This is a genomic window from Leifsonia sp. T36S-04 (assembly GCF_042465655.1).
Lineage (GTDB): Bacteria > Actinomycetota > Actinomycetes > Actinomycetales > Microbacteriaceae > Leifsonia.
In genome coordinates, this window is sequence record NZ_CP146286.1 from 1,644,205 (window position 1) to 1,666,649 (window position 22,445).

At 69.5% G+C, this 22,445-nt stretch carries 23 protein-coding genes and 1 tRNA gene; 6 read left to right on the forward strand and 18 right to left on the reverse strand.

What is annotated here, in order from left to right; all coding sequences use genetic code 11:
• Nucleotides 1-130 precede the first annotated feature (130 nt).
• The gene (locus P3F85_RS07965) at nucleotides 131-1,144 is read right to left on the reverse strand and encodes a LacI family DNA-binding transcriptional regulator (protein WP_374010699.1); all 1,014 of its coding nucleotides are present in this window, start codon (nucleotides 1,142-1,144) and stop codon (nucleotides 131-133) included.
• A gap of 74 nt (nucleotides 1,145-1,218) precedes the next feature.
• Between P3F85_RS07965 and P3F85_RS07970 the strand changes: the two genes are divergently transcribed.
• Nucleotides 1,219-2,052 (forward strand): UbiA family prenyltransferase, encoded by an 834-nt coding sequence (locus tag P3F85_RS07970; protein ID WP_374010700.1) that lies wholly within the window; start codon nucleotides 1,219-1,221, stop codon nucleotides 2,050-2,052.
• On the opposite strand, the gene P3F85_RS07975 is transcribed toward P3F85_RS07970, so the two are convergent.
• Together P3F85_RS07975 and P3F85_RS07980 are read right to left on the reverse strand one after the other, a co-directional pair.
• A complete protein-coding gene (locus P3F85_RS07975) occupies nucleotides 2,034-3,431 on the reverse strand; it encodes an MFS transporter (RefSeq protein ID WP_374010701.1) in 1,398 nt (465 codons plus the stop codon). The genes P3F85_RS07970 and P3F85_RS07975 overlap by 19 nt on opposite strands.
• Nucleotides 3,432-3,485: 54 nt before the next feature.
• A complete protein-coding gene (locus P3F85_RS07980) occupies nucleotides 3,486-4,808 on the reverse strand; it encodes an LCP family protein (protein ID WP_374010702.1) in 1,323 nt (440 codons plus the stop codon).
• Nucleotides 4,809-5,056: 248 nt separating this feature from the next.
• On the opposite strand from P3F85_RS07980, the gene P3F85_RS07985 reads away from it, so the two are divergent.
• The 3 genes from P3F85_RS07985 to P3F85_RS07995 are packed head-to-tail and all read left to right on the forward strand — an operon-like array spanning nucleotide 5,057 to nucleotide 8,279.
• Complete coding sequence (locus tag P3F85_RS07985) at nucleotides 5,057-6,271, forward strand: epoxide hydrolase family protein (protein WP_374010703.1); 1,215 nt, start codon at nucleotides 5,057-5,059, stop codon at nucleotides 6,269-6,271.
• 21 nt (nucleotides 6,272-6,292) lie between these two features.
• Entirely contained in the window at nucleotides 6,293-7,237 is a 945-nt protein-coding gene (locus tag P3F85_RS07990) for an alpha/beta fold hydrolase (RefSeq protein ID WP_374010704.1), read from the forward strand.
• Nucleotides 7,227-8,279, forward strand: coding sequence for a redoxin domain-containing protein (locus tag P3F85_RS07995; RefSeq protein ID WP_374010705.1), 1,053 nt, complete (start codon nucleotides 7,227-7,229; stop codon nucleotides 8,277-8,279). The genes P3F85_RS07990 and P3F85_RS07995 overlap by 11 nt, the downstream gene beginning before the upstream one ends.
• A 12-nt stretch (nucleotides 8,280-8,291) precedes the next feature.
• On the opposite strand, the gene P3F85_RS08000 is transcribed toward P3F85_RS07995, so the two are convergent.
• The 14 genes from P3F85_RS08000 to rplU form a co-directional block, all read right to left on the reverse strand.
• Nucleotides 8,292-9,167 (reverse strand): LuxR C-terminal-related transcriptional regulator, encoded by an 876-nt coding sequence (locus tag P3F85_RS08000; RefSeq protein WP_374010706.1) that lies wholly within the window; start codon nucleotides 9,165-9,167, stop codon nucleotides 8,292-8,294.
• 8 nt (nucleotides 9,168-9,175) lie between these two features.
• Entirely contained in the window at nucleotides 9,176-9,805 is a 630-nt protein-coding gene (locus P3F85_RS08005) for an MEDS domain-containing protein (RefSeq protein WP_374010707.1), read from the reverse strand.
• A gap of 222 nt (nucleotides 9,806-10,027) precedes the next feature.
• Entirely contained in the window at nucleotides 10,028-10,654 is a 627-nt protein-coding gene (locus tag P3F85_RS08010) for a GNAT family N-acetyltransferase (RefSeq protein WP_374010708.1), read from the reverse strand.
• A gap of 89 nt (nucleotides 10,655-10,743) precedes the next feature.
• Nucleotides 10,744-10,819 (reverse strand) — tRNA-Ala (locus tag P3F85_RS08015).
• 94 nt (nucleotides 10,820-10,913) lie between these two features.
• Nucleotides 10,914-11,195 (reverse strand): zf-TFIIB domain-containing protein, encoded by a 282-nt coding sequence (locus tag P3F85_RS08020; protein WP_374010709.1) that lies wholly within the window; start codon nucleotides 11,193-11,195, stop codon nucleotides 10,914-10,916.
• 62 nt (nucleotides 11,196-11,257) lie between these two features.
• The gene (gene rsfS / locus P3F85_RS08025) at nucleotides 11,258-11,635 is read right to left on the reverse strand and encodes a ribosome silencing factor (protein WP_374010710.1); all 378 of its coding nucleotides are present in this window, start codon (nucleotides 11,633-11,635) and stop codon (nucleotides 11,258-11,260) included.
• Nucleotides 11,636-11,699: 64 nt separating this feature from the next.
• Nucleotides 11,700-13,100: a hypothetical protein gene (locus P3F85_RS08030; protein WP_374010711.1), complete on the reverse strand. Its 1,401-nt coding sequence runs from the start codon at nucleotides 13,098-13,100 to the stop codon at nucleotides 11,700-11,702.
• Nucleotides 13,097-13,699, reverse strand: a complete 603-nt coding sequence (nadD, locus tag P3F85_RS08035; protein ID WP_374010712.1) for a nicotinate-nucleotide adenylyltransferase — start codon at nucleotides 13,697-13,699, stop codon at nucleotides 13,097-13,099. The genes P3F85_RS08030 and nadD overlap by 4 nt, the downstream gene beginning before the upstream one ends.
• A 27-nt stretch (nucleotides 13,700-13,726) precedes the next feature.
• A complete protein-coding gene (locus tag P3F85_RS08040; RefSeq protein WP_374010713.1) occupies nucleotides 13,727-13,963 on the reverse strand; it encodes a hypothetical protein in 237 nt (78 codons plus the stop codon).
• Nucleotides 13,964-14,016: 53 nt separating this feature from the next.
• On the reverse strand, nucleotides 14,017-15,297 hold the full coding sequence (locus P3F85_RS08045) for a glutamate-5-semialdehyde dehydrogenase (RefSeq protein WP_374010714.1): 1,281 nt from the start codon (nucleotides 15,295-15,297) through the stop codon (nucleotides 14,017-14,019).
• Nucleotides 15,298-15,306: 9 nt separating this feature from the next.
• Entirely contained in the window at nucleotides 15,307-16,161 is an 855-nt protein-coding gene (gene proB, locus P3F85_RS08050) for a glutamate 5-kinase (RefSeq protein ID WP_374010715.1), read from the reverse strand.
• Nucleotides 16,158-17,738 (reverse strand): GTPase ObgE, encoded by a 1,581-nt coding sequence (obgE, locus tag P3F85_RS08055; protein ID WP_374010716.1) that lies wholly within the window; start codon nucleotides 17,736-17,738, stop codon nucleotides 16,158-16,160. Before obgE ends, proB begins: the two co-directional genes overlap by 4 nt.
• An 85-nt stretch (nucleotides 17,739-17,823) precedes the next feature.
• On the reverse strand, nucleotides 17,824-18,081 hold the full coding sequence (gene rpmA, locus P3F85_RS08060) for a 50S ribosomal protein L27 (protein WP_374010717.1): 258 nt from the start codon (nucleotides 18,079-18,081) through the stop codon (nucleotides 17,824-17,826).
• Nucleotides 18,082-18,124: 43 nt separating this feature from the next.
• Nucleotides 18,125-18,433 carry a 50S ribosomal protein L21 gene (rplU, locus tag P3F85_RS08065; RefSeq protein ID WP_374010718.1) on the reverse strand — a complete coding sequence of 103 codons (309 nt, stop codon included), beginning with the start codon at nucleotides 18,431-18,433 and terminating at the stop codon, nucleotides 18,125-18,127.
• Nucleotides 18,434-18,733: 300 nt separating this feature from the next.
• On the opposite strand from rplU, the gene P3F85_RS08070 reads away from it, so the two are divergent.
• A complete protein-coding gene (locus tag P3F85_RS08070; protein ID WP_374010719.1) occupies nucleotides 18,734-19,009 on the forward strand; it encodes a DUF4031 domain-containing protein in 276 nt (91 codons plus the stop codon).
• A 6-nt stretch (nucleotides 19,010-19,015) separates the two neighbouring features.
• On the opposite strand, the gene P3F85_RS08075 is transcribed toward P3F85_RS08070, so the two are convergent.
• Nucleotides 19,016-21,514: an Rne/Rng family ribonuclease gene (locus tag P3F85_RS08075; protein ID WP_374010720.1), complete on the reverse strand. Its 2,499-nt coding sequence runs from the start codon at nucleotides 21,512-21,514 to the stop codon at nucleotides 19,016-19,018.
• 309 nt (nucleotides 21,515-21,823) lie between these two features.
• On the opposite strand from P3F85_RS08075, the gene P3F85_RS08080 reads away from it, so the two are divergent.
• A complete protein-coding gene (locus P3F85_RS08080) occupies nucleotides 21,824-22,441 on the forward strand; it encodes a vitamin K epoxide reductase family protein (RefSeq protein ID WP_374010721.1) in 618 nt (205 codons plus the stop codon).
• Nucleotides 22,442-22,445 lie beyond the last annotated feature (4 nt).

Consider the following 22,445-nt stretch of genomic DNA (forward strand, 5'->3'; position numbering starts at 1 on the left):
CTTTCGGTCGTCTGTCACGACGGACCGTCCGGCACCGTCGTCGTTCACCGAAATGTAGCTAGCACGACAGAATGACGCAAGAACTAAACAAAGAGTAATTGGTTTGCGTACTTTTGCGAGCGTTTGCGACTCAGGATGGGCGCGAAACCGGCGCCGTCGACCCTCGGACGACCAACTCGGGCTCGAAGAACAGCTCGTCGCGGATCGCCGAATCGCTCGAGATCTGGCGCAGCAGCAGCTCGATGACCGTGCGTCCCATCGGTTCGATCGGCTGGCGGATCGTCGTCAGAGCAGGCTCGGTGCAGTTCATCAGGGCGGAGTCGTCGTACCCGACGATCGACACGTCCCGCGGAACCGACAACCCGGCTCGGCGGGCGGCCCGGATCGCGCCGAGCGCCATCGGGTCGCTGGCGCACACGATGGCCGTGACGCCGGCGGCGAGCAGCCGGGTGGCGGCCGCCTGTCCAGCCTCCAGGGAGTACAGCGAGTGGACGACCAGCGACTCGTCGAGCGGCGCACCCCATCCCTCGCTCAGCCGTCGTGCGGCCTCGAGCTTGCGCTGGGACGGCACGTGATCGCGCGGGCCGAGCAGCAGGCCGATGCGCTCGTGCCCGAGCGACCGCAGGTGCGTCAGCGCCTGCGCGGTCGCGACCGAGTCGTCGCAGGAGACCGTTGCGAAGTGGAGGGAGTCGACGGGAGCGTTCACCAGCACGGTGGGGAGGTTCAGCTCGGTGAGGCGGGCGTAGTGGCTATGGTCGGCATCCCGCTGCGCGTAGGCGCCCCCGACGAAGACGACGCCGGAGACGTGCTGCTGGAGCAGCAGGTCGACGTAGTCCGCCTCGGAGATCCCGCCCGCCGTCTGCGTGCACAGGACCGGGGTGTAGCCGTTCTGCGCGAGTGCGCCGCCGAGGATTTCGGCGAAGGCGGGGAAGATCGGATTCTGCAGCTCCGGAAGCACCAGGCCGACGAGCCGGGCCCGCTCGCCGCGGAGCTTGGTCGGCCGCTCGTACCCAAGCACGTCCAGGGCGGTCAGCACGGTCTGCCGCGTCGCATCCGACACTCCTGGCTTATCGTTCAGCACCCGGCTGACGGTGGCTTCACTGACTCCGACCTTGCGTGCGACTTCGGCGAGACGTCTGGACATGGCGCCAGTGTACGCAAATCGTTGCGAATTCGCGCAACTTCTTTGCACCCGTAACTCGGGATACGATGACCGGCATGGCGAAGAAGGTGCTCTCCCTCCTGCTCGCCAGCCATCCCGGACCGACGGTCGTCGTCACGGTCATCGTCATCGGGCTCGGTATCGGCCTCGGCTACCCGCCCGGTCGCCTCGTAGTGCTCGCGCTGGCCGTCCTGCTCGGCCAGCTGTCGATCGGCTGGTGCAACGACTGGCTGGACGCGGCGCGCGACGCCGCCGTCCACCGCACCGACAAGCCGGCCGCCCGCGGCGACGTGTCCGTCGCGGTCGTGCGCACCGCTGCCTTCGTCGCTCTCGCCGCCGCGCTCGTAGTCACCCTCTTCCTCGGGCCCGGGGCGCTCCTGGCGAACGCGATCGTCATCGGCGGCGGCTGGGCCTACAACCTCGGGCTCAAGGCCACGGCGTACTCCTGGGTGCCGTTCGCGGTCGCCTTCGGCGTGCTCCCCGCCGTCGCGACGCTCGGCCAAGAGCATCCGGCCTTCCCGCAGTGGTGGGTCTACGCGGCGGGTGCGCTGCTCGGCGTCGCGGCGCACGTGACGAACGTGCTCCCCGACCTCGACGACGACGCCCGGACCGGGATCCGCGGGATGCCCCACCGGCTCGGCGCGCGCGTCAGCGGCCTGCTGGCGTTCACAGCCCTCGCCGTTGCGACCCTCCTCATCACGTTCGGCCCCGGCCTGCCGGTCGAGCCGCTGCTCATCGCGGGACTCGTCATCGGGCTGGCCGCCGCGATCACCGGCGTCGTGCTCCTGCTGCGGCGCAGCCCGACCCGGCTGCTCATGCAGCTGATCATGACCTGCGCGATCGTCGACGTGGTGATGCTCGCGCTCGTGGGTCAGTCCGTCACGGTCTGAACCTTCGCCGCCGCGGGCTCGTGGTTCCGGATACCGATCGCCGACACCACACCGCCGATCAGCAGGAGCGCAGCCGCCGCGATCATCGCGCGGTGCAGCCCCGCCTCGTCCAGGGTTCCGCCGATGATCATCCCCGCCGCGGCGATCGCCAGGAGCCCCGCGATGCGGGAGACCGCGTTGTTGACCGCGGATCCGATGCCCGCCTGCTCGGGATGGATGGCGCCGAGGATGGCACTGGTCAGCGGGGCCACCGTGATCGACAGGCCGATCCCGAAGAGGAGCACGGCCGGGAGCAGCGTGGTCCAGTAGTTCACGGTGTTGCCGACCATGAGCAGCCAGGTGAAGCCGGCAGCGGCGATGATCGGACCGATCGCCATGAACAGGCGCGGGCCGTACCGACCGGCGAGGCCGCCGAAGAAGCCGGAGAGCAGCAGCATGCACAGCGTCGACGGGATGAAGACGAAACCGGCCGCGATCGCGGAGAACCCGGCGACCTGCTGCAGGTAGAGCGTGATGATGAGCGGCCCGAACGACAGCGCCGCGTACACGAAGAAGGTCGCGATGTTCCCGACCCAGAAGTTGTGCACACGGAACAGCCCCAGCGGCAGCATCGGCTGCTTCACCCGCGTCTCGGCGAAGAAGAATGCGGCCAGGCACAGCAGTCCGACGACCAGCGGGATCCACACCCGTGGGCTCGTCCAGCCGTAGGTTCCCTGCTCGATCAGGGCGAAGACGGTGCCCGCGAGGCCGACCGAACCGAGGATCGCGCCCAGCACGTCGACCCGGCCGCCCATCCCGTGGTCGGTGTCGCGCAGCGTCATCATGATGAACAGCGTGATCGCGATGGGGATGACGTTGATCACGAACACCCACCGCCAGCCCAGCGTGTCGACGAACAGGCCGCCGACGACCGGGCCTGCGATCATCGCGATGCCGGTCCACGCCGTCCACCGCCCGATGGCCTTGGCCTGCGCCGGCCCTTCGAACCGGGAGATGATGATGGCGAGGGAGCTCGGCACCAGCAGGGCGCCCGCGACGCCCTGCAGGGCCCGCGCCAGCACGAGGAAGACGCCGGTCGGCGCGAAGGCGCAGAGGAGCGACGTCACACCGAAGCCGATGAGTCCGACGTACAGCACGCGCTTGCGCCCGAACACATCCGACAGCGACCCGGCGATGAGGATGAGGGAGCCCAGGGTGACGAGGTAGGCGTCGACCACCCACTGCTGGAGTGGGAGGCCGCCACCCAGATCGCGCGAGATGGCGGGGAGTGCGACGTTGATCACCGCCCCGTCGAGGAAGGCGACGAAGCTGGACAGGATCGCGATGAGGAGCACTCTCAGCTGGAGCGACGTCATCCGCTCGATCCGCACGTTGGACATGACCTCATTCAACGGTGTCACCGGAGCGATGGCAACCGGAGCGGCGTCGAGTCGCTAGTTGTTGCCCTTGGTGCAGGTCTGCTGGGCCGCCGTCTGGCCGGTGATGGTCGACGGCAGCTCGACCGGGCCGCCCGCGGTGCCCGTGGCCCCGGGGGTCGCGCCGGGAGCGGGGGCCGCCGGCGTCGCCGGTGTCGTCGGAGACGGCTCGCCGCCCGCGTCTGGAGCCGGGGACGTGGTGGCCGTCGGGTCCTCCGCCGCGCGTCCCGTCGAACCGGTCAGCTTCACAGGCTGGTCGTTGACGAGTGCCTCGTTCAGCGCAGCCGCCGCCGACTTCTGCGGCACGACCCGGTTGGGGTTGTCCGGGTCGGACACCGCCGGGTACTGGACGAACACCATGTTGTCGAGGCCGGTGTCCTTCAGCGCGAGCGCGATCTGGACGAGGGTCGTCGGGTTGGTGAGCGTCTCGGACGGCGTGATGTTGTTCACCGCGGCCTTGGCCAGTCCGTACAGCTGCACCGGGTTGGTGAGGACGCCGCCGTTCACGACCTTTCGCGCGAGCGCCGAGAGGAAGACCTGCTGGTTCGAGATGCGGCCGAGGTCGCTGCCGTCGCCGACGCCATGGCGGCTGCGCAGGAACGAGAGCGCCACATCCCCGACGATCGTGTTCTCGCCGGCGGGGAGGTCGAGCGGCGGGTTCGTGTAGTCGTCGGTCACCGGGCTCGCGAGACACACCGTGACCCCGCCCACCGCGTCGGACATCGCGCTCACGCCGTTGAAGTTGATGACCGCCGCGAAGGGGATGGTCAGCCCCGTCATCTCGGACACCGTCGCGACCACGCAGTTCAGGCCGCCGCGTGACAGGGCGGTGTTGAACTGGGCGTAGGAGCTGCCGTCGATCGTCCCGCCCTTCGGATCGGGGCAGTCCGGGATGGGGACCATCAGGTCGCGCGGGAAGCTGACCACCATCATGCTCTTGTGGTCCTGCGCGATGTGCAGCAGCATCGTGACGTCGTTGTTGCCTGCGCCGCTGCTGGCATCCTGCTCGTCCGCGCTGTTGTAGATGCCGCCCAGATCGCTTCGGCTGTCGGTTCCCGCGAGCAGCAGGTTCACCCCGCCCGCCAGCGCCGAGACGTTCGGGATGTCCTGCGGGATCGCGGACTGCCCGGGCGCCGCCTGCAGGTGCACGCCCGTCTTGATCGAGCGCGCCACATCCCACACCGCGTACGCAGCGACGGAGCCGACGCTCACGATCGCGACCACGACGACGGCGGCCAGCACTTTGAGCGCGGCGACGCTTCCGCGGCGCCGGGGCAGGCGGCCGTGCCGGACGCCCTCCGGTCCGCGGGCGCGCTGATGGCGTCGCGGCAGATCGGTCATCGGCATCCCTCGGTCGTCGGTCGTTGGCGAAATCCTAGCGGCCCGGCCTATCGAGGCGCTGCGAGACGCGCGCCGAGACTGAGGGCCCTCTCACGACGATGAGGGCGCATGAGGGCTTTCCCCCACATCGGGAGGGCTCCGAGCCGCCGCATGTGAGGGATTCCCCGGATGCCAGCGCGGGTCGTGCGGAGGCATCCTCGATGCGCGACGACCCCGTCGGCCGCCGCTGAGACCGGGAGGAGCACACCATGACCGTCACGGAATCGCGACACGACGCCGGCAGCTCGGCTGCCGCCGTCCGTCCCTTCACGTACACCGCATCCGACGAGGAGCTCGCCGACCTGAAGCGCCGCGTCCAGGCGACCCGCTGGCCCGAGAAGGAGACGGTGGACGACAGCTCGCAGGGCGTCCAGCTCGAGGTCGTGCGCGCGCTCGCCGACTACTGGGCGAACGACTACGACTGGCGCGCCGTCGAGTCGCGTCTCGCCGAACTGCCGCAATTCGTCACCGAGATCGACGGACTCGACATCCACTTCCTCCACATCCGCTCGCCCCATGCGGACGCGCTGCCGATGATCGTCACGCACGGCTGGCCGGGCTCGATCATCGAGCAGCTGAAGATCGTCGGACCGCTCACCGATCCGACCGCGCACGGCGCTGACGCCTCCGACGCGTTCCACCTCGTCATCCCTTCCCTTCCCGGGCATGGCTTCTCCGGCAAGCCGGAAGCGACCGGGTGGGACCCCATCCGCATCGCCAAGGCCTGGGACCAGCTCATGACCCGGCTCGGCTACGACCGCTACGTCGCACAGGGCGGCGACTGGGGCAACGCCGTCACCGAGCAGCTCGCCCTCCTCACCCCGCCCGGGCTGATCGGCATCCACACGAACATGCCCGCGACGGTGCCGGACGCCATCCAGTCCGCTCTCGACAACCACGAAGAACCACCCGCAGACCTGACCGAAGAGGAACGCTACGCCTGGGATCAACTCGCCTTCTTCTATGCCCACGGCCTCGCGTACGCGCAGGAGATGGGCAACCGGCCCCAGACGCTGTACGGGATCGCCGACTCCCCCGTCGGACTCGCCGCGTGGATGCTCGACCACGATGTGCGCAGCTACGACCTGATCGCGCGGGTGTTCGCGGGTGGTTCCGAAGGCCTCTCCCGCGACGACGTCCTGGACAACGTGACGCTGTACTGGCTCACCAACACCGCGGTTTCGTCCGCCCGGCTGTACTGGGAGAGCACGCTGCCGTTCTTCGCCCCGAAGGGCGTGCCGGTGCCCACCGGAGTGAGCGTGTTCCCGGACGAGATCTATGCGGCCCCACGCACCTGGGCGACGGCGGCGTACCCGAATCTCATCCACTTCAACCGCCTCGACCGGGGCGGGCACTTCGCGGCGTGGGAGCAGCCGGAGCTGTTCTCCCAGGAAGTCCGCGCCACCTTCCGGTCGCTGCGGTGAGTCGGTGAGAGGGTGAACGGAATGCAGGAAGTCTCTCAACTCGACGCCGGCGAACTGAATGTCGGGTACACCGACGACGGCCCCGCCGACGCACCCGCCGTGCTGCTGCTGCACGGGTGGCCGTACGACATCCACAGCTTCGAGGAGGTCGTGCCACTGCTGGTCGACGCCGGCTTCCGCGTGGTCGTCCCGTACCTCCGCGGGTACGGCACGACCACCTTCCGAGACCCGGACGCATTGCGGAACGGGGAGCCCGCGGCGCTCGCCCGCGACGCGATCGCCCTGCTGGATGCGCTCGGCATCGAGTCGGCTCTGGTCGGCGGTTCCGACTGGGGCGCCCGCACCACGAACGTGCTCGCGGCGCTCTGGCCCGCGCGCGTCCGGGGTCAGGTGACCGCGAGCGGCTACCTGATCGCAGGCCAGGCGGCCAACGTCAACCCGCTTCCTCCCGAAGGGGAGTTGACCTGGTGGTACCAGTTCTACTTCGCGACCGAGCGGGGCCGCGCGGGCTACGACCGGTACCGGGATGAGTTCGCACGCCTGATCTGGCGGACCGCCTCGCCGCGCTGGGACTTCGACGTTGCGACGTTCGAGCGTTCGCGCCCGTCGTTCGCCAATCCGGACCACGTCGACATCGTGATCCACAACTACCGCTGGCGGCTCGGCCTGGCAGCGGGCGACCCGGCACTGGACGACATCGAGGCGCGACTGGCGGAACGACCGACGATCGGCGTCCCGGCGATCACGCTGGAAGGCGATGCCAACGGGGCGTTCCACCTGGAACCGTCCGCCTATCGGGACCGGTTCACCGGCCCGTACGAGCACCGTCTCATCTCCGGCGGTGTCGGTCACAACCTGGCCCAGGAGGCGCCGCGGGCGTTCGCGGACGCCATCATCGACGTCGGACGGATGGCGGACGGAGTGGATGCCGCGGCTCCGGGATCGGAGGCTAGTGGTGTCCGATGACCGCGTGGACGACGACCGGGCGCGCGGGCTCTTCCGCACGCTGTCGCACCGGCTGGCCGGGGATGTGGAGCAGCTGGCCGACGAGGGCCGCCTGCCCCCGTTCGTCCGGGCGACCGGCTGGCTCAACTCCGAGCCGCTGACACCCGACGGCCTCCGCGGGCGCGTGGTACTCGTCGACTTCTGGACCTACACCTGCGTCAACTGGCTGCGCACCCTCCCCTACCTGCGCGCCTGGCACCGGAAGTACGCCGACGCGGGACTGACGATCATCGGAGTGCACACTCCCGAGTTCGGGTTCGAGCACGACCGCGCGAACGTCACCGCCCGCACGCGCGCCCTCGGCGTGGAGTACCCGGTCGCCGTGGACGACGACTACGGCGTCTGGGGCGACTTCGCCAACCACTACTGGCCCGCCGTCTACCTGGCGGACGCGGACGGGCGGCTGCGCTACCACCACTTCGGCGAGGGTGAGTACGGACGCACCGAGATGATGATCCAGCGCCTGTTGATGGATGCGGGAGCCCGCGACCTCGACCTGAACCTGGTGATGGTCGATCCTGTCGGGTTGGAGGTCGCCGCGGACTGGAGCGCCCTCCGTTCGCCCGAGACCTACCTCGGCTACGGCCAGAGCAGCGGGTTCGTCTCCGAGACGGCGGACCGCTACGACCGCTCCGAGCAGTACAACGCCGTCCCTTCGCTCCCGCTCAACGGCTGGTCGCTCGACGGGCGCTGGACGCATGCCCAGCACGCCGCCGTGCTCGACGAGGCCGGCGGGAAGGTCTCATTCGCGTTCCACGCCCGGGATGCGAACCTCGTCATGGGGCCGGCTCCTGCCGGTGCGGCCATCCCGTTCCAGGTGCTGCTCGACGGCCGGCCGCCGGGCGAATCGCACGGCACCGACGTGGATGCGGACGGTCGCGGAACCGTCGACCGCCAGGACACCTACCAGCTGATCCGCCAGGACGACCGCATCGAGGACCGGGTCGTGACCCTGAGGTTCGATGCCCCTGGCCTCGAGGCGTACTGCTTCACGTTCGGGTGAGCGACCTCGCGTTCAGGCGATTCCGTGCCGGAGGGCGAACGCCGTCGCCTCGCTGCGCCGGGCGACCCCGATCTTCCGGTACAGGCTGGTGATGTGGCGTTCGACCGTGCGATCGCTCAGCCACATCACGCCGGCCATCTCCTTGTTGCTGAGTCCCTGAGCCAGCAACCCCAGCACCTCCAGTTCGCGCCGGGTCAGCATCTGGGTGACGGATGCCGAGGGCTCGGACACAGCGACCGGAAGCGGCGCGGGTGCCGCCTCGGGGCCTCCCGCCTCCCGTGACGCCTGCCGGATCCGCTGCGAGGCGGCCGCGAGAGCGGGGCCGACGTCGTCGAGGACGGACTGCAGCACCAGGCGCTGCCGTTCCAGCTCGCGCTCCGCCTTGCGCCGGGCACCCTGCTCGGCCGCCAGGCGCCGGGCGGTGTGCAGCGCGATCGCCGCCTGTCCGACGGCCACCCTCAGCAGGTGCGTCTCCCGCTCGGTCGGGAAGTCGCCGCGCGGGGCGGACACGGCGACAAGTCCGCTGCCCCAGGGCAGCGCCAGCGCCAGCGTGGCGACCCGCGCGATCGCCCTGCCGGTACCGTCCGTGGTGCGGACGGCGGCCGTGGTCACTCCGGGTTCCGGCTGCGGCCGGTCGGTGCTGCCCGACGGGCCGAGCACAGCCAGCAGGTCGGCCGGCGCTGCCGGACCCGACGGACGCCAGGCCTCCAGCGGCTCCGCGTCGCCAGGGGTCCGGAAGCGGGCGAACGCGGAATCGAGGCGGAGCATCCCGATCAGGACGCTGAGCAGCCCGTCGGTGATCTCGGCCGGGGAGTGGTCGACCCACAGGGACGGCAGGGCGAGGAGTGCGCCCAGGTCGCGCATCCAGGTCCGGTCGTCCGCGTCCATGCGCCCGCTCAGCCGCGCCCCACGGCAACGCGCTCCTCGAGGAACTCCTCTGGAGGAACGAAGAACGGGTTCTCCTGCAGGATGCCGCCGATCAGCACCATGGGGTGGGTCCGCAGGATGTCGACGATGAAGGCGCCGTCGAAGCGCGAGGTCTCGTAGGCGCAGATCACGACGTGCTGATGGCGCGCGTGCAAGAAGTTGGCGCGCGCCTCGAATTCGATCAGTTGCACCGCGGCATCCGGGTCCCCGGCGGCCCAGCCCATGTCGGCGAGCAGGCGGATGCGCGGCACGGCAGGACCACCGAGCATCGTATCCAGCTGACCGAGCATGTCGTCCTGGTCGAACGCACCGGTACGGAGGTAGGTCTCGGCCCACGTCAGCACGGTGAGACGGTGTTCGTCCAGCAGAGCTGCCGGGTCGTGACCCAGGCGGCGCACCCGGCGCAACGGCACGGCCGGCTCCGCGGGGTCGACCAGGTACAGGAGCCGGTCGTCGCCGTCCAGCCCGCCCTGAACGAACGGGTCGAGCACGGCATCGGCCTCGGCCTCGCTCTTCACGAAGGCGCAGACATGGCGATACCGGTCGAGGACACCGCCCGCGAAGGTGACGGTATCCGGACGCCCACCCTCTGCTGCCATCGTCTTCCGCTCCGGAGTGGAGGCTAACGCAGGCCGCGCGGCCCGCACAATGGTGGAGTGATCCTTCCGCTGTCTCGACGCGCCCGTTACGCTCGCGGCATGACGAACAAGACACCACGCGAAGAAGAGATCCAGAAAGAGCAGGAGGCGAAGGACGCCGAGAAGGCCCGACTCGAGGAGCAGGAAGAGGAGCGACTGCGCTGATCGCGGGCCGCCGCTCCCCTAGCGACCGGTCGCGCCGATACCCCGTGCGTCGCGCCACATCGTCGTGACGACGGCGCCGTCCAGCACCGCACGGAAGCCCCCGACGGCGCGGAAGCCTGCGCGCTCGTAACGATGGTCGTTCGCCGGGTTGGTGGACTCGAGGTACGCCGGAAGACCTTCGGCGTCGAACCGCTCGAGAGTCTCCGCGAGGAGCCGCTGACCGATCCCGCGACCGCGGTGCTCGGGATGCGTCGCGAGCAGGCTGAGGTACATATGCGGTGCGGCGTGTGGATGCGACTGCTCGAACAGCTCCCACAACCGCTGATACGCCGCGAACCGCTCCGGTGTGAGTGTCCGCTCCATCAGCGCGTCGACTTGCGTCTCCTGCTCGTCGGTGAGCTCATCGACTCCCGGCGGGATCCACACCGCCACGGTGGCCGCTTCGCCGGCGGGACCCTCCTGCAGGAACACGCTCCCATGCGGGAGTGCGCCCTCCACGAAGAAGCGCCAGAACGCCTCGAGGTGATCGGCGGTGCCGTCGGGCGCCGTCAGAGCAGGGCCCCATACGGGGTCATCCCGGAAGGCGAGTGCGATCGTCGTCGTTATCGCGTCCACGTCGTCGGGGGCGGCGATTCGAGTGTCCATACGGGAACTGTAGCGACCACCCGCGGCCAGCGGGAGCAGAGACAAAACAACCCCTGGCTTGAAGCAGATTTGCTTCTCACCAGGGGTTTTGGTGGATCTGAGGGGACTCGAACCCCTGACCCCCTGCATGCCATGCAGGTGCGCTACCAGCTGCGCCACAGACCCAGAGCCGCCCGGAATCGGCCCTTTCGGACCTCCCGGAACAACTCGTCCAGCCTACTACATCGCGACCGCGAGAAAAAACCGAGGGAGACTCGCGTCAGTCGAAGAGCTCGCTCAGCCAGTTCTCGCGCTTCTTCTTGTAGGGGCGCTGACCGTACGGCCGCTCACGGTACTGCGGCTCGCGGTACTCCGCCCGGACGGCCTGTGCTGCTGGAGCAGGCGTCGCCGGCACTCCGGATGGCCGCGTCTCCGCGCGATCGATGATCTTGTCGAGCTCTCCGCGGTCGAGCCACACGCCCCGGCATTCTGGGCAGTAGTCGATCTCGATGCCGTGGCGTTCGCTCATGACGAGGGTCGCGTTGTCGGTGGGACACTTCATGCGACCATCCAAGCGGGCGATCATGAGAGAGCTCTCAGGCAGACCCGAAAGGAAGCTGGGAGCTACTCGGCGGCCTCGCGGACAGGCAGCTCGATCGGGACGACGGGGCAGTCCTTCCACAGACGTTCGAGTGCGTAGTACATGCGGTCCTCCTCGTGGAAGACGTGCACGACCAGGTCGCCGAAGTCCAGGAGTACCCAACGCCCCTCCGACTTGCCCTCGCGACGCAGCGTCTTGACGCCGGCCTCATTGAGCTGGTCCTCGATCTCGGAGGCGATCGCGAGAACGTTGCGCTCGACGCGGCCGCTCGCCAGGAGGAACACATCGGTCAGGGGAAGCGGCCCGGAGACATCGAGCGCGACCAGGTCCTGGGCGCCCTTCGAGTCGGCAGCGGCCGCCGCCAGCTGCAGGATGTCACGGGCGTGCTGGGATGCGGTCACGGGCGGTCCTCCGGTCGCGTTGAGTGCGAGGGTGATGCGGGAGTGGATAGGGACGCGCGGATGATCAGAACACCTTCAGGACGTAGGCCGCGACAAGCAGCCCGATGACACCGACGGCCAGCACGCCCGCGGTGACCATGAGGATCACCGGCAGGGTGTTGCCGCGCTTCTTGGGCGGCGCGATGACGCCGCGGGTCGAGGTGTGCGTGCTGATGGCGCGGGACGCGCGCACCGGCTGCACCTCGGACGTGTTGAACTCGTTCTCCTCGGCGTCGAGCAGCCGGTCGATGTCGGACGAGTCGATCCGATCGGGATGCGCGCCCGTCGCGCCCATACCGCGGGGAAGGTCGATGGAACCCGTGACGAGGATCTCCCCCGTACTGGTCAGCGGAGCCTTCGTGTCGGGCTGAGGGATGACGGGCAGGATCAGGGCGTTCGTGGTGGTCGCCGCGGTCGACTGACCCACGTTGCGCGTGGTGATCGGCTGGTTCTGGTCGTCGAATTCCGCCGCCGTGGACCAGTGGCCGGTCGGCGGGGTGAACGGACGGCGCTCGAGGACCTCGTCGTTCTCGGACGCGTCGGAGTCGTCGTCGTTCGTCGCGCCGGACGACGCAGGTACGGCGGCGACGGGCGCCGGCGACTCACTGCGCGGCGACGCGGGCGCACCGAACGCTGCGAACGGGGACGTGCTGCTCTCCGCCACTCCGGTCTGGGTCACTGCCGTGTCCCCCTGGCCGACGCGTGAGGCGACGGGAGCGGACGAGGGGGTCAGCGGAGCGAACGGCCACGCCGACTTCTCACTCGCCGCAGTGGCGTCCGTCGACGCGACGACGGCGGACGCGGACTCGACGCGATCCGTTTCGGACACGGCATCGTCGTCGTCGGTCTCCGGGCCGGACGTGAACGTGACCGGGAACACGGGCTCGCCGACCATCGCCGGCTGGGTCGCCTGAGCGTTCGCCTCCTGCGCCTGGAGCATCGCGCGGAGCTCACGGCGGGTCAGCGTGCGTTCGGGAGTGGGAGTCTCCGGAGTAGAAGAGGACGAGGCCGGAGCCGGAGCCGGAGCAGCGGGCTGCAGGATCGCCATCGGCTGGGTGACCGGCTCGGGACGCGACTCGTCCGGTCCCTGGCGGAAGAGGGTGAAGGCGGTACCCGACGGAGAGGACACGCCCGGCTCAGCGAACGCGCTGGCGGGGATCGCAGGCCGCTCGTCAGTGCCGGTCTGCGTGGGCGGCTCCGTCTGCGTGGGCGGGTCGGCCTGCGCGGCGGTCTCGGCCAGTGCAGCGGTCTCGGACTCCGCGGGCTCTGCAGCGCGTGGCGGAGCCGTCGTGGTCATCTCGGGGATCTGGCCAGCGGGGGTCGGTTCGGCTGTGCCGGCTCGGCGCGAGCGCTCGAACTCCCTCGCCTGTCGCCGCGTCTGCGCCTGCGGCTGGCCCGTCGGCGGCTGTTCAGGCCACGATGTCATGCCACGCTCCGATACAGATGGTGTTTGGAGATGTACTGAACGACCCCGTCCGGCACCAGGTACCAGACCGGGAATCCCCTGCTCACCCGGCTCCGGCAATCGGTCGACGAGATCGCCAGGGCCGGAACTTCCAACAAGCTTACGTCTTGCTCCGGCAATCCAGAAATACTCAAGTCGTGTCCCGGGCGACTCACAGCCACGAAGTGCGCCAGTTCCCAGAGCTCCCTGACATCGCGCCAGCTGAGGATCTGCGCGATGGCGTCCGCGCCCGTGATGAAGAAAAGTTCGGCATCCGGACGCTCGCGGTGAAGGTCACGCAACGTGTCGATCGTGTAGGTCGGGCCTTCGCGATCGACGTCCACCCGGCTGACCGTGAACCGCGGATTCGATGCGGTCGCGATAACGGTCATCAGGTAACGGTGCTCCGCCTCGGTCACCGGGCCCTTCTGCCAGGGCTGACCGGTCGGGACGAAGATGACCTCGTCGAGGTCGAACGACTGGGCGACTTCGCTGGCGGCGACCAAGTGGCCGTGGTGGATGGGGTCGAACGTGCCACCCATCACACCGATCCGCGGCCGGCCCGTCTGCGTCAATTCCATGCCGGGGTCAGCGCCGCGCCCGCGGGCTCAGTGCCCCTGCGTCGGGTGGCCGGTGCCGTGGTGCGTGGCACCGGGGGCGCCCGCGTGGGCGGCGGCGTCCGGAGCGGAACGGTGGCTGTGCCGGTTGGCGACGTCTTTGAAGCTCCAGGCGACGAAGGCGAGAGCGATGAAGACCACGATGGCGATGGCGCCGAACGCCCAGGTGGGCATCGGCAGCTCGACGTGGGCCTCCGCCTCGGCGAGGACGTTCGTCAGGAATGACATCGTGCGTGATCCTTTCTCCGGGCCTGCGGCCCGCATACGAGTCTAGCGGTCGGTTACGCCCGGATCTGGCCGGACCCGCGGACGATCCACTTCGTGCTGGTGAGCTCGGGGAGCCCCATCGGGCCGCGCGCATGGAGCTTCTGCGTCGAGATGCCGACTTCGGCACCGAAGCCGAACTCGCCCCCGTCAGTGAAACGGGTGGACGCGTTGACCATGACCACGGCCGAGTCGACCTCTGCCAGGAACCGCTCCGCGTTCTCCAGGTCGCTCGTGACGATGGACTCGGTGTGCTGCGTCGAGTAGCGCCGGATGTGGTCGATGGCCTCGCCGAGGTCGTCCACCACCTTCACCGAGATGTCGAGGCTCATGTGCTCGGTCGCGAAGTCTTCGTCGGTGACGGGCACGCCGCCGGGCGCGAAGGGCAGAGCGCGCTCGTCCGCGTGGATGGTCACACCGGAGTCGCTCAGCGCGGCGAGCACGGGCGGGAGCAGCCGCTCGGCCGCCCCGCGGTGCACCAGCAACGTCTCCACCGCGTTGCAGACGCTCGGGCGCTGAACCTTGGAGTTCCGCACGATCTCGACGGCCCAGTCCTCACGCGCCGACTCGTCGAGGACGACATGCACCACTCCCGCACCGGTCTCGATGACGGGCACGGTCGACTGCGTGACGACGGTCTGGATGAGGTCGGCGCTCCCCCGCGGGATGAGCACGTCGACGAGCCCGCGGGCCGTCATCAGCTCGGCGGCACCCTCCCGGCCGAAGTCGTCGATGGTCTGCACGGAGTCCCCCGGCAGTCCCGCCGCGAGCAGGGCCTCCTGGATCACCCGCACGAGCACGCGGTTCGTCTCGATCGCGGCACTCCCGCCGCGGAGCACCGCGGCGTTGCCGCTCTTGATCGCAAGCGCTGCGATGTCGATGGTCACGTTGGGCCGCGCCTCGTAGATGGCGCCGACGACGCCGAACGGCACCCGGACCTGCGTGATCTTCACCCCGTTGGGCAGCGCGCTCCCCCGGACCGCCTGGCCCACCGGATCGGTGAGCGCGACGATCTCGAGCACGGCGTCGGAGAGCCCCTGCAGCCGGGCGGGGCTCAGGGTGAGCCGGTCGAGCAGCCCCGTGGTCAGCCCGTTCTCACGGCCGTTGGCGAGGTCGAGCTCGTTGGCCGCGAGGATGTCGGCCGAGGCGGCGAGCACACCGTCGGCGATGGCGCGCAGCGCCCGGTTCTTCTGGTCGGTCGTGGCCGTCGCCAGGGTGCGCGATGCGTTCTTCGCCGCAGCGAGTCGCTCGTGCAGCGAGAGCGTGGCCGCGGGCGCCGCGAGGGGATACGAGGACATGCGTCGATTCTAGGACGCGGCGGCGTCCGAGGTGACCGGCTCGTCGGAACCTGTGGACGACGCCCTGCTGGGGACAGCTGCGGTCGGGGCGGGCGCGAACCAGGTCCCGACCCGCTCCCCGCGCAGTGCCTGCGCCACGAGTGTCGTCGCGGTCAGAACGACCGCCGTTCCGCGCTCCGCCGCCTGGCGGGCGGCCGAGACCTTGGTCACGGCTCCCCCGCTTCCGACACCGGACAGACCGGTGGATCCGATCTCGACGCCCTCGAGCTCGTCGTTCCAGCCCACCTGCTCGATCCGCTCCGCCCCCGGCTCGTGCGGGGGGCGCGTGTAGAGCGCATCCACGTCGGAGAGGAGCACCAGCAGGTCTGCGTCGACGAGAGCGGCGACGAGGGCCGCGAGCCGGTCGTTGTCGCCGAACCGGATCTCGTGCGTCGCCACGGTGTCGTTCTCGTTCACGATGGGAAGGATGCGGAGGTCGAGCAGCCGCTCCATCGCCCGTTGCGCGTTCGTCCGGTGGGTCGGATTCTCCATGTCGCCCGCCGTGAGAAGCACCTGCCCCGCGACGATGTCGTAGCGGTCGAGGCTGTCCTGGTAGCGGTAGATCAGGACGTTCTGGCCGACCGCCGCGGCCGCCTGCTGCGTCGCGAGATCGGTCGGGCGCTCCGACAGCGAGAGGTACGGGATGCCCGTGGCGATGGCTCCCGACGAGACCAGGATGACCTGAGTGCCGCGACCGTGGGCCTCCGCCAGCGCGTCGACCAGCGGCGCGATCTGTCCGGCGTTGTCCCCGCTGATGGACGAGGAGCCCACTTTGACCACGATCCGCCGGGCGGACGCGATCTGGCTGCGGTCGTCGATCGTCATCGGCCGGTGCTCTCCTCGTCTCCGTCGTCGGTCTCGACATCGGAGACGTCGGCGCGATCGATGTTGTCGTCGTAGCTGTCGTCCGCCCAGAGGCCGGCGGCGCGCTCCCGCTGAAGCTCCTCGCGGGCCTCGGCCTTGGCGTCCATCCGCTCGAAGTAGCTCTCGCGCCGCTGACCGCGGGTGGGACGCTGGTTCATGTCGAGACGCCCGTCGGTCCCGCGAGGGGCGGTCATCAGCTCGGCCGTCGAGGTGAGCGTGGGCTCCCAGTCGAACACCACGCCGCTGTTGCGGCCGATGACGACGGTCGAGCCGGCGACGGCGCCCGCGCGGACCAGCTGGTCCTCGACGCCGAGCTTGGCCAGCCGGTCGGCCAGGTAGCCGACGGCCTCGTCGTTCGCGAAGTCGGTCTGCGCGACCCAGCGCTCGGGCTTTGCACCGATGATCCGGTACAGCGGACCGTCCGTGCCGCCCTCGACCTTCACCGTGAAGCCGGAGTCGTCCACAGCCTTCGGGCGCATCACGATGCGCGGCCGCGTCTGCTCCAGCACCGCCTGCTCGGAGCGGGCGGTCTCGACGACCTCCGCCAGCGCGAACGACAGCGGGCGAAGTCCCTCGTGGCTCACGGTCGAGATCTCGAACACGCGGTACCCGCGCTGCTCGAGCTCCGGCCGGACGAACTCGGCGAGCTCCCGCGCCTCCGGAACATCGATCTTGTTCAGCGCGATCAGCTGCGGGCGCTCGAGCAGCGGCGTCTGCCCCTCGGGAACGGGGTAGGCGCCGAGCTCGGCGAGGATGACATCCAGATCGCTGAGCGGGTCGCGGCCCGGATCGAGCGTGGCGCAGTCGAGCACGTGCAGCAGGGCGGAGCACCGCTCGACGTGGCGGAGGAACTCCAGGCCGAGGCCGCGTCCCTCGCTCGCGCCCTCGATGAGCCCGGGCACATCGGCGACGGTGTAGCGCACCTCGCCCGCCTGCACGACTCCGAGATTCGGGTGCAGCGTGGTGAAGGGGTAGTCGGCGATCTTCGGCTTCGCGGCCGAGAGTGCGGCGATGAGGCTCGACTTGCCGGCCGACGGGTAGCCGACGAGGGCGATGTCGGCGACCGTCTTCAGTTCGAGGAAGACGTCGCCCTCCCAGCCCGGGGTGCCGAGCAGGGCGAATCCGGGAGCCTTGCGCTTCTGGTTCGCCAGCGCCGCGTTGCCCAGTCCGCCGATGCCACCTGCAGCGGCCAGGAACCGCATCCCGGGCTCGTTCAGGTCGGCGACCTCAACACCCTCTTCGTCCTTGACGACGGTTCCGACCGGAACCGGGAGTTCGAGGACCTCTCCGGTGTGACCGCTGCGGTGGTCGCCCATCCCGAAGCCGCCGTTGTCGCTGGACCGGTGCGGAGCGCGGTGGTAGCCGAGCAGGGTGGTGACCTGGGGGTCGGCCACGAGCACGATGTCGCCGCCGTTGCCGCCGTTCCCGCCATCGGGACCGGCCAGGGGCTTGAACTTCTCGCGGCGGACCGAGACGCACCCATTGCCGCCGTTGCCGGCTCGCAGATGCAACGTCACGCGATCAACGAACGTCGCCATGGTGCTCTCCTTATGTACTACTGCTGAAACGGCGGATGGGCGGGCCGAAGCCCGCCCATCCGGAAGTGCTGATCGTGGTCGAGGCTCAGGCCCCGGCGGCCACGATGTTGACGACCTTGCGGCCGCCCTTGTTGCCGAACTCGACCGCACCTGCGGCGAGGGCGAAGAGGGTGTCGTCGCCGCCACGGCCGACGTTCACGCCGGGGTGGAAGTGGGTGCCGCGCTGGCGGACCAGGATCTCACCCGCGTTGACGGTCTGGCCGCCGAAGCGCTTCACGCCGAGGCGCTGAGCGTTGGAGTCGCGGCCGTTGCGAGTGGAGCTCGCTCCCTTTTTGTGTGCCATGGTGTCTTCTCCTCGAGTCTGGGGGCTGCTGTGCGGCCGTCGGCTACTTGATGCCGGTGATCTTGACGCGCGTGAGCTCCTGACGGTGGCCCTGGCGCTTCTTGTAGCCGGTCTTGTTCTTGAACTTCTGGATGTGGATCTTCGGACCGCGGAGGTCCTCCAGGATCTCGGCGGTCACGACGACCTTCGCGAGAGACTCGGCGTCCGAGGTGATCTTGGAACCGTCGACGAGAAGCACCGGCGCGAGCTGGACCTTGCCGTCGTTACGGGTCTTGACGCGGTCCATCGTCACGATGGTTCCGACCTCGACCTTTTCCTGGCGGCCACCGGCGCGCACAACTGCGTAAACCACTTGTCAGTACCTTTTCGTAGGGGAACAGCTCCCGGCACCGCCGTGGACCTGGTCCTGCTGTTCAACTGTTCTGGAAATAACTGGCGAATCATTCTGGATGCGGTTGCACCCGGCTGCTCTCAGAAAACCACGATGGCGGTCAAGCAGGTCCGTCATACAGACACGCTCGGCACACACCAACGGTCAACTTTACCCGACAGCCTGGACACCGTCAATTCGGCGCCGCCTCCGGCGGGAGACTCTCAGGGGCGGCCGGGACCGCTCGGCTCCGCCAGCGGAACCGCTTCCTAGAATCATTGTATGACGGTCCTGATCGATCCCCCGGCATGGCCCGCCCACGGCATGTTGTGGTCGCACCTGGTCAGCGACACGTCGCTCGACGAGCTGCACGCCTTCGCCGAAGCCAACGGCATCCAGCGGCGCGCGTTCGACCTCGACCACTACGACGTTCCGGACCGGCGGTACGGCGAACTGGTCGCGGCGGGCGCACATCCCGTTTCGGGACACGAACTCGTCCGGCGGCTGATCGCGAGCGGGCTGCGTGTTCCCGCTCGCGACCGGACCGGCCGCCACTAGCAGTGACTACTCGGTCGGAGGCGCGAGCTCTCCGCCAGCGATGACGGCGGTGCTGGCACGGCGGCTGCGCGAGCGGCCCTGACCCGGCTCCTTGGGCTGCGGGAGCGCATCCAGCACCGAATCCAGCAGCAGCTCCGTCTCGATCGACGACGGCCGTGTGGTTGCTGGGACCTCGGCAGGCTCGGGGAGCTCGATCACGGGGACGGCCGACTCTGCCGGCTCCGGGGCGGCGCGCGCCGGCTCCGGCTCTGCCGCCTCCACCGGCTCTGCCGCCGCCGCTGCCTCCGCCGGAGGCTGCTGCCGGTCGGCGCCGCCCTTGCCCTTGCGACGGCGCTTCTTCGTGGCGGTGACCTCGGTGACGGTCACCTCGCTGACGGTGATCTCGGCGACCTCCGCCTGCTGCGGCTCGGTCTTCGCCTCATCCTCGTGGTGGTGGATGGTCGAGGCCGCGATCTGCGCCAACGCGTTCTTCGCGTCGTCGGTGATGGCGTGCGTACCGCCGTGGGCGGCGCTGCCGGCGGGAGGCGTCGAGCCGCCGTTCCCGTTGCCGCCACCGCCGGCGGGGCCGCGACCGCGGCGACGCTCGTTCTGCTGGGGCTGCTGCTGCGCCGAGCGGTGCTTCACGACGGGGTCGTGGTGCACGACGACGCCGCGGCCGGCACAGACCTCGCACGGCTCGCTGAACGTCTCGAGAAGGCCGAGGCCGAGCTTCTTGCGGGTCATCTGGACGAGCCCGAGGGAGGTCACCTCGGCGACCTGGTGCTTGGTGCGGTCACGACTCAGGCATTCGACCAGCCGCCGGAGCACGAGATCGCGGTTCGTCTCGAGCACCATGTCGATGAAGTCGACCACGATGATGCCGCCGATGTCGCGCAGGCGCAGCTGGCGGACGATCTCCTCCGCGGCCTCCAGGTTGTTCTTGGTGACCGTCTCTTCGAGGTTGCCGCCGGTTCCGACGAACTTGCCGGTGTTGACGTCGACGACCGTCATCGCCTCGGTGCGGTCGATGACGAGCGAGCCGCCCGAGGGCAGCCACACCTTGCGCTCCAGGGCCTTCTCGATCTGCTCCGTGATCCGGAACTCGTCGAACGCGTCCCGCTCGCCGGTGTACGCCTCCACCCGGTCGAGCAGGTCCGGCGCGACCTGGCGCAGGTAGTTCTCGATGGTCTGCCGCGCGTCGTCGCCGGCGATCACCAGCTTCTGGAAGTCCTCGTTGAAGACGTCCCGGATGATCTTGATCAGGAGGTCGGGCTCGCTGTGCAGCAGCGCAGGCGCCTGCTGCGACTGGACCCGGCTGCTGATGTCGGCCCACTGGGCGGTGAGGCGGTTGACGTCGAGCGTCAGCTGCTCCTCGGTCGCACCCTCGGCGGCGGTGCGCACGATCACGCCTGCGCTCTCCGGAAGGGCCTCCTTGAGGATCTTCTTCAGGCGCGCACGCTCGGTGTCCGGCAGCTTGCGGCTGATGCCGTTCATGGAGCCGTTGGGCACGTACACGAGGTAGCGGCCCGGCAGCGAGATCTGGCTGGTCAGACGCGCGCCCTTGTGGCCGACCGGGTCCTTGGTGACCTGGACGAGCACGCGGTCGCCGGCCTTGAGCGCCAGCTCGATGCGGCGCGGCTGGTTGCCGGTCTCGACCGCATCCCAGTCGACTTCTCCCGAGTACAGGACGGCGTTGCGGCCCCGACCGATGTCGACGAAGGCCGCCTCCATGCTCGGCAGCACGTTCTGCACGCGTCCCAGGTACACGTTGCCGATGAGCGACGCCTCCTGCGAGCGGGCGACGTAGTGCTCGACGAGGACCTTGTCCTCGAGCACGCCGATCTGGATGCGGCCGCCCTTCGAGCGGACGACCATCTGCCGGTCGACTGACTCGCGGCGGGCGAGGAACTCGGCCTCGGTGATGACCGGACGGCGCCGACCGGCGTCGCGGCCGTCGCGGCGGCGCTGCTTCTTGGCCTCGAGACGGGTCGAGCCCTTGACCTTCTGCGGCTCGGTGATGAGCTCCGGCTCGCGCTCGCGCTCGCGGGGCGCGCGGACCTTGACGACGGTGTTGGCCGGGTCGTTCGCACCCTCGCGGCCGGTCTCACCGGCGCGGCGGCGGGAGCGGCGGCGGACGCCACCGGTCGGCTCGTCGTCCCCCTCGGGAAGCGGCGGCAGCGGCAGGACGTCCGGCGCCTGGAAGAGCAGGGTGGTCGGCGGCAGGCCCGGAGCGTCGGCGGCTACGACGGCCTCCGGCTCACCGTGCTTCTCCGGGAGCGCGGGGGGCTCGATTCCCCCAGGTGCGACGGGCACGTCGGGCGCCGCTGGGACCTCGGGCGCGGCGGGGGCGTCGGCCTGCTCGCCCGGCTGCTGGATCGCCTGCTCCTGAGGGGCGGCGGAAGCGTCGGCGAAGGCCGGCGGGGACTTCCTCACCACGCGTCGCGTGCCGAAGAGCCCTTTGCGCTTCCGTCCTCCCGTCTCGTTCTCGTCGTTGTCCGTGTTGTCGATGTTCTCGTTATCCACCATCGCTGGTGCACTCCTCGACCGGCGCGGTTCCCCGCTCACCGGGTGCTCTCCGTCGGGAGGCGGCGCATGCGGCGCTCCCCGAAATCCTGTTCGGATGCCGCCGGGCTCGTGGCGCGGCCTGCATCCGGCTCATTGTTCTCCGCCGGCCATTCGCGGCCGGCATTTTCACGGGCGCACTGGGCACCCTCAAGCCTTCTGTCGTTGCTCCCGGCCTCGGCCGGGACGACTGCTGCATCGATTATCGCATGCAACGGCCACTGGAGGTTCTCCTCCCAGGGCGACACGCAGACGTCATGCCATAATCCGAGGGTGTCAGCCAGTCCCGCCGAGGCCGCGTACCGCCGCCCGACCGCTCTCGCCGTCTTCCTCATCGTCGCCGGCGCCATCGGCTTCGCCGCGGCGTTCGCCCTCACGATCGACAAGTTCCATCTGCTCCAAGACCCGAAAGCGCAGCTCTCCTGCAACTTCAGCGTGCTGGTGGGATGCGCGAAGAACCTGAACTCCTGGCAGGGCTCGCTGCTCGGCTTCCCCAACCCGCTGCTGGGCCTGGCGGGATGGACCGCAACGATCGCCGTCGGCGTGGGGCTGCTCGCCACGCGGGCACGCTTCGCCCGCTGGTACTGGATCGCATTCAACGTCGGCGTCCTGCTCGCCCTGGTGCTCGTGATCTTCCTGATCACCGAGTCGCTCACGGCGCTGAACGTGCTGTGCCCCTGGTGCATGGTCACCTGGGTCGTGACCATTCCGACCTTCTGGGCCGTGACGCTCTACAACCTCAAGGAAGGGAACATCCCGGTCCCCGAACGGGCCCGCGGCTTCTTCCGCACGCTGTACGGCTGGGTGCCGCTCATCACCATCGTCTGCTACGCGATCGTGGCGATCCTCGCGCAGCTCCAGCTGGACTGGATCCACCGCGCCTTCATCTGACCCG

What these genes read in the sequence shown, in the direction of transcription:
- P3F85_RS08070 (WP_374010719.1), top strand. Translation starts at nt 18,734, where the DNA reads ATGACGGTCCTGATCGATCCCCCGGCATGGCCCGCCCACGGCATGTTG.
- P3F85_RS08075 (WP_374010720.1), bottom strand. Translation starts at nt 21,514, where the DNA reads ATGGTGGATAACGAGAACATCGACAACACGGACAACGACGAGAACGAG.
- P3F85_RS08020 (WP_374010709.1), bottom strand. Translation starts at nt 11,195, where the DNA reads ATGAAGTGTCCCACCGACAACGCGACCCTCGTCATGAGCGAACGCCAC.
- proB (WP_374010715.1), bottom strand. Translation starts at nt 16,161, where the DNA reads ATGACGATCGACGACCGCAGCCAGATCGCGTCCGCCCGGCGGATCGTG.
- obgE (WP_374010716.1), bottom strand. Translation starts at nt 17,738, where the DNA reads ATGGCGACGTTCGTTGATCGCGTGACGTTGCATCTGCGAGCCGGCAAC.
- nadD (WP_374010712.1), bottom strand. Translation starts at nt 13,699, where the DNA reads ATGGAATTGACGCAGACGGGCCGGCCGCGGATCGGTGTGATGGGTGGC.
- P3F85_RS07980 (WP_374010702.1), bottom strand. Translation starts at nt 4,808, where the DNA reads ATGACCGATCTGCCGCGACGCCATCAGCGCGCCCGCGGACCGGAGGGC.
- P3F85_RS08005 (WP_374010707.1), bottom strand. Translation starts at nt 9,805, where the DNA reads ATGGCAGCAGAGGGTGGGCGTCCGGATACCGTCACCTTCGCGGGCGGT.
- P3F85_RS07970 (WP_374010700.1), top strand. Translation starts at nt 1,219, where the DNA reads ATGGCGAAGAAGGTGCTCTCCCTCCTGCTCGCCAGCCATCCCGGACCG.
- rpmA (WP_374010717.1), bottom strand. Translation starts at nt 18,081, where the DNA reads ATGGCACACAAAAAGGGAGCGAGCTCCACTCGCAACGGCCGCGACTCC.
- P3F85_RS08000 (WP_374010706.1), bottom strand. Translation starts at nt 9,167, where the DNA reads ATGGACGCGGACGACCGGACCTGGATGCGCGACCTGGGCGCACTCCTC.
- P3F85_RS07985 (WP_374010703.1), top strand. Translation starts at nt 5,057, where the DNA reads ATGACCGTCACGGAATCGCGACACGACGCCGGCAGCTCGGCTGCCGCC.
- P3F85_RS07990 (WP_374010704.1), top strand. Translation starts at nt 6,293, where the DNA reads ATGCAGGAAGTCTCTCAACTCGACGCCGGCGAACTGAATGTCGGGTAC.
- P3F85_RS08010 (WP_374010708.1), bottom strand. Translation starts at nt 10,654, where the DNA reads ATGGACACTCGAATCGCCGCCCCCGACGACGTGGACGCGATAACGACG.
- P3F85_RS08045 (WP_374010714.1), bottom strand. Translation starts at nt 15,297, where the DNA reads ATGTCCTCGTATCCCCTCGCGGCGCCCGCGGCCACGCTCTCGCTGCAC.
- P3F85_RS08040 (WP_374010713.1), bottom strand. Translation starts at nt 13,963, where the DNA reads ATGTCATTCCTGACGAACGTCCTCGCCGAGGCGGAGGCCCACGTCGAG.
- P3F85_RS08030 (WP_374010711.1), bottom strand. Translation starts at nt 13,100, where the DNA reads ATGACATCGTGGCCTGAACAGCCGCCGACGGGCCAGCCGCAGGCGCAG.
- P3F85_RS07965 (WP_374010699.1), bottom strand. Translation starts at nt 1,144, where the DNA reads ATGTCCAGACGTCTCGCCGAAGTCGCACGCAAGGTCGGAGTCAGTGAA.
- P3F85_RS07975 (WP_374010701.1), bottom strand. Translation starts at nt 3,431, where the DNA reads ATGTCCAACGTGCGGATCGAGCGGATGACGTCGCTCCAGCTGAGAGTG.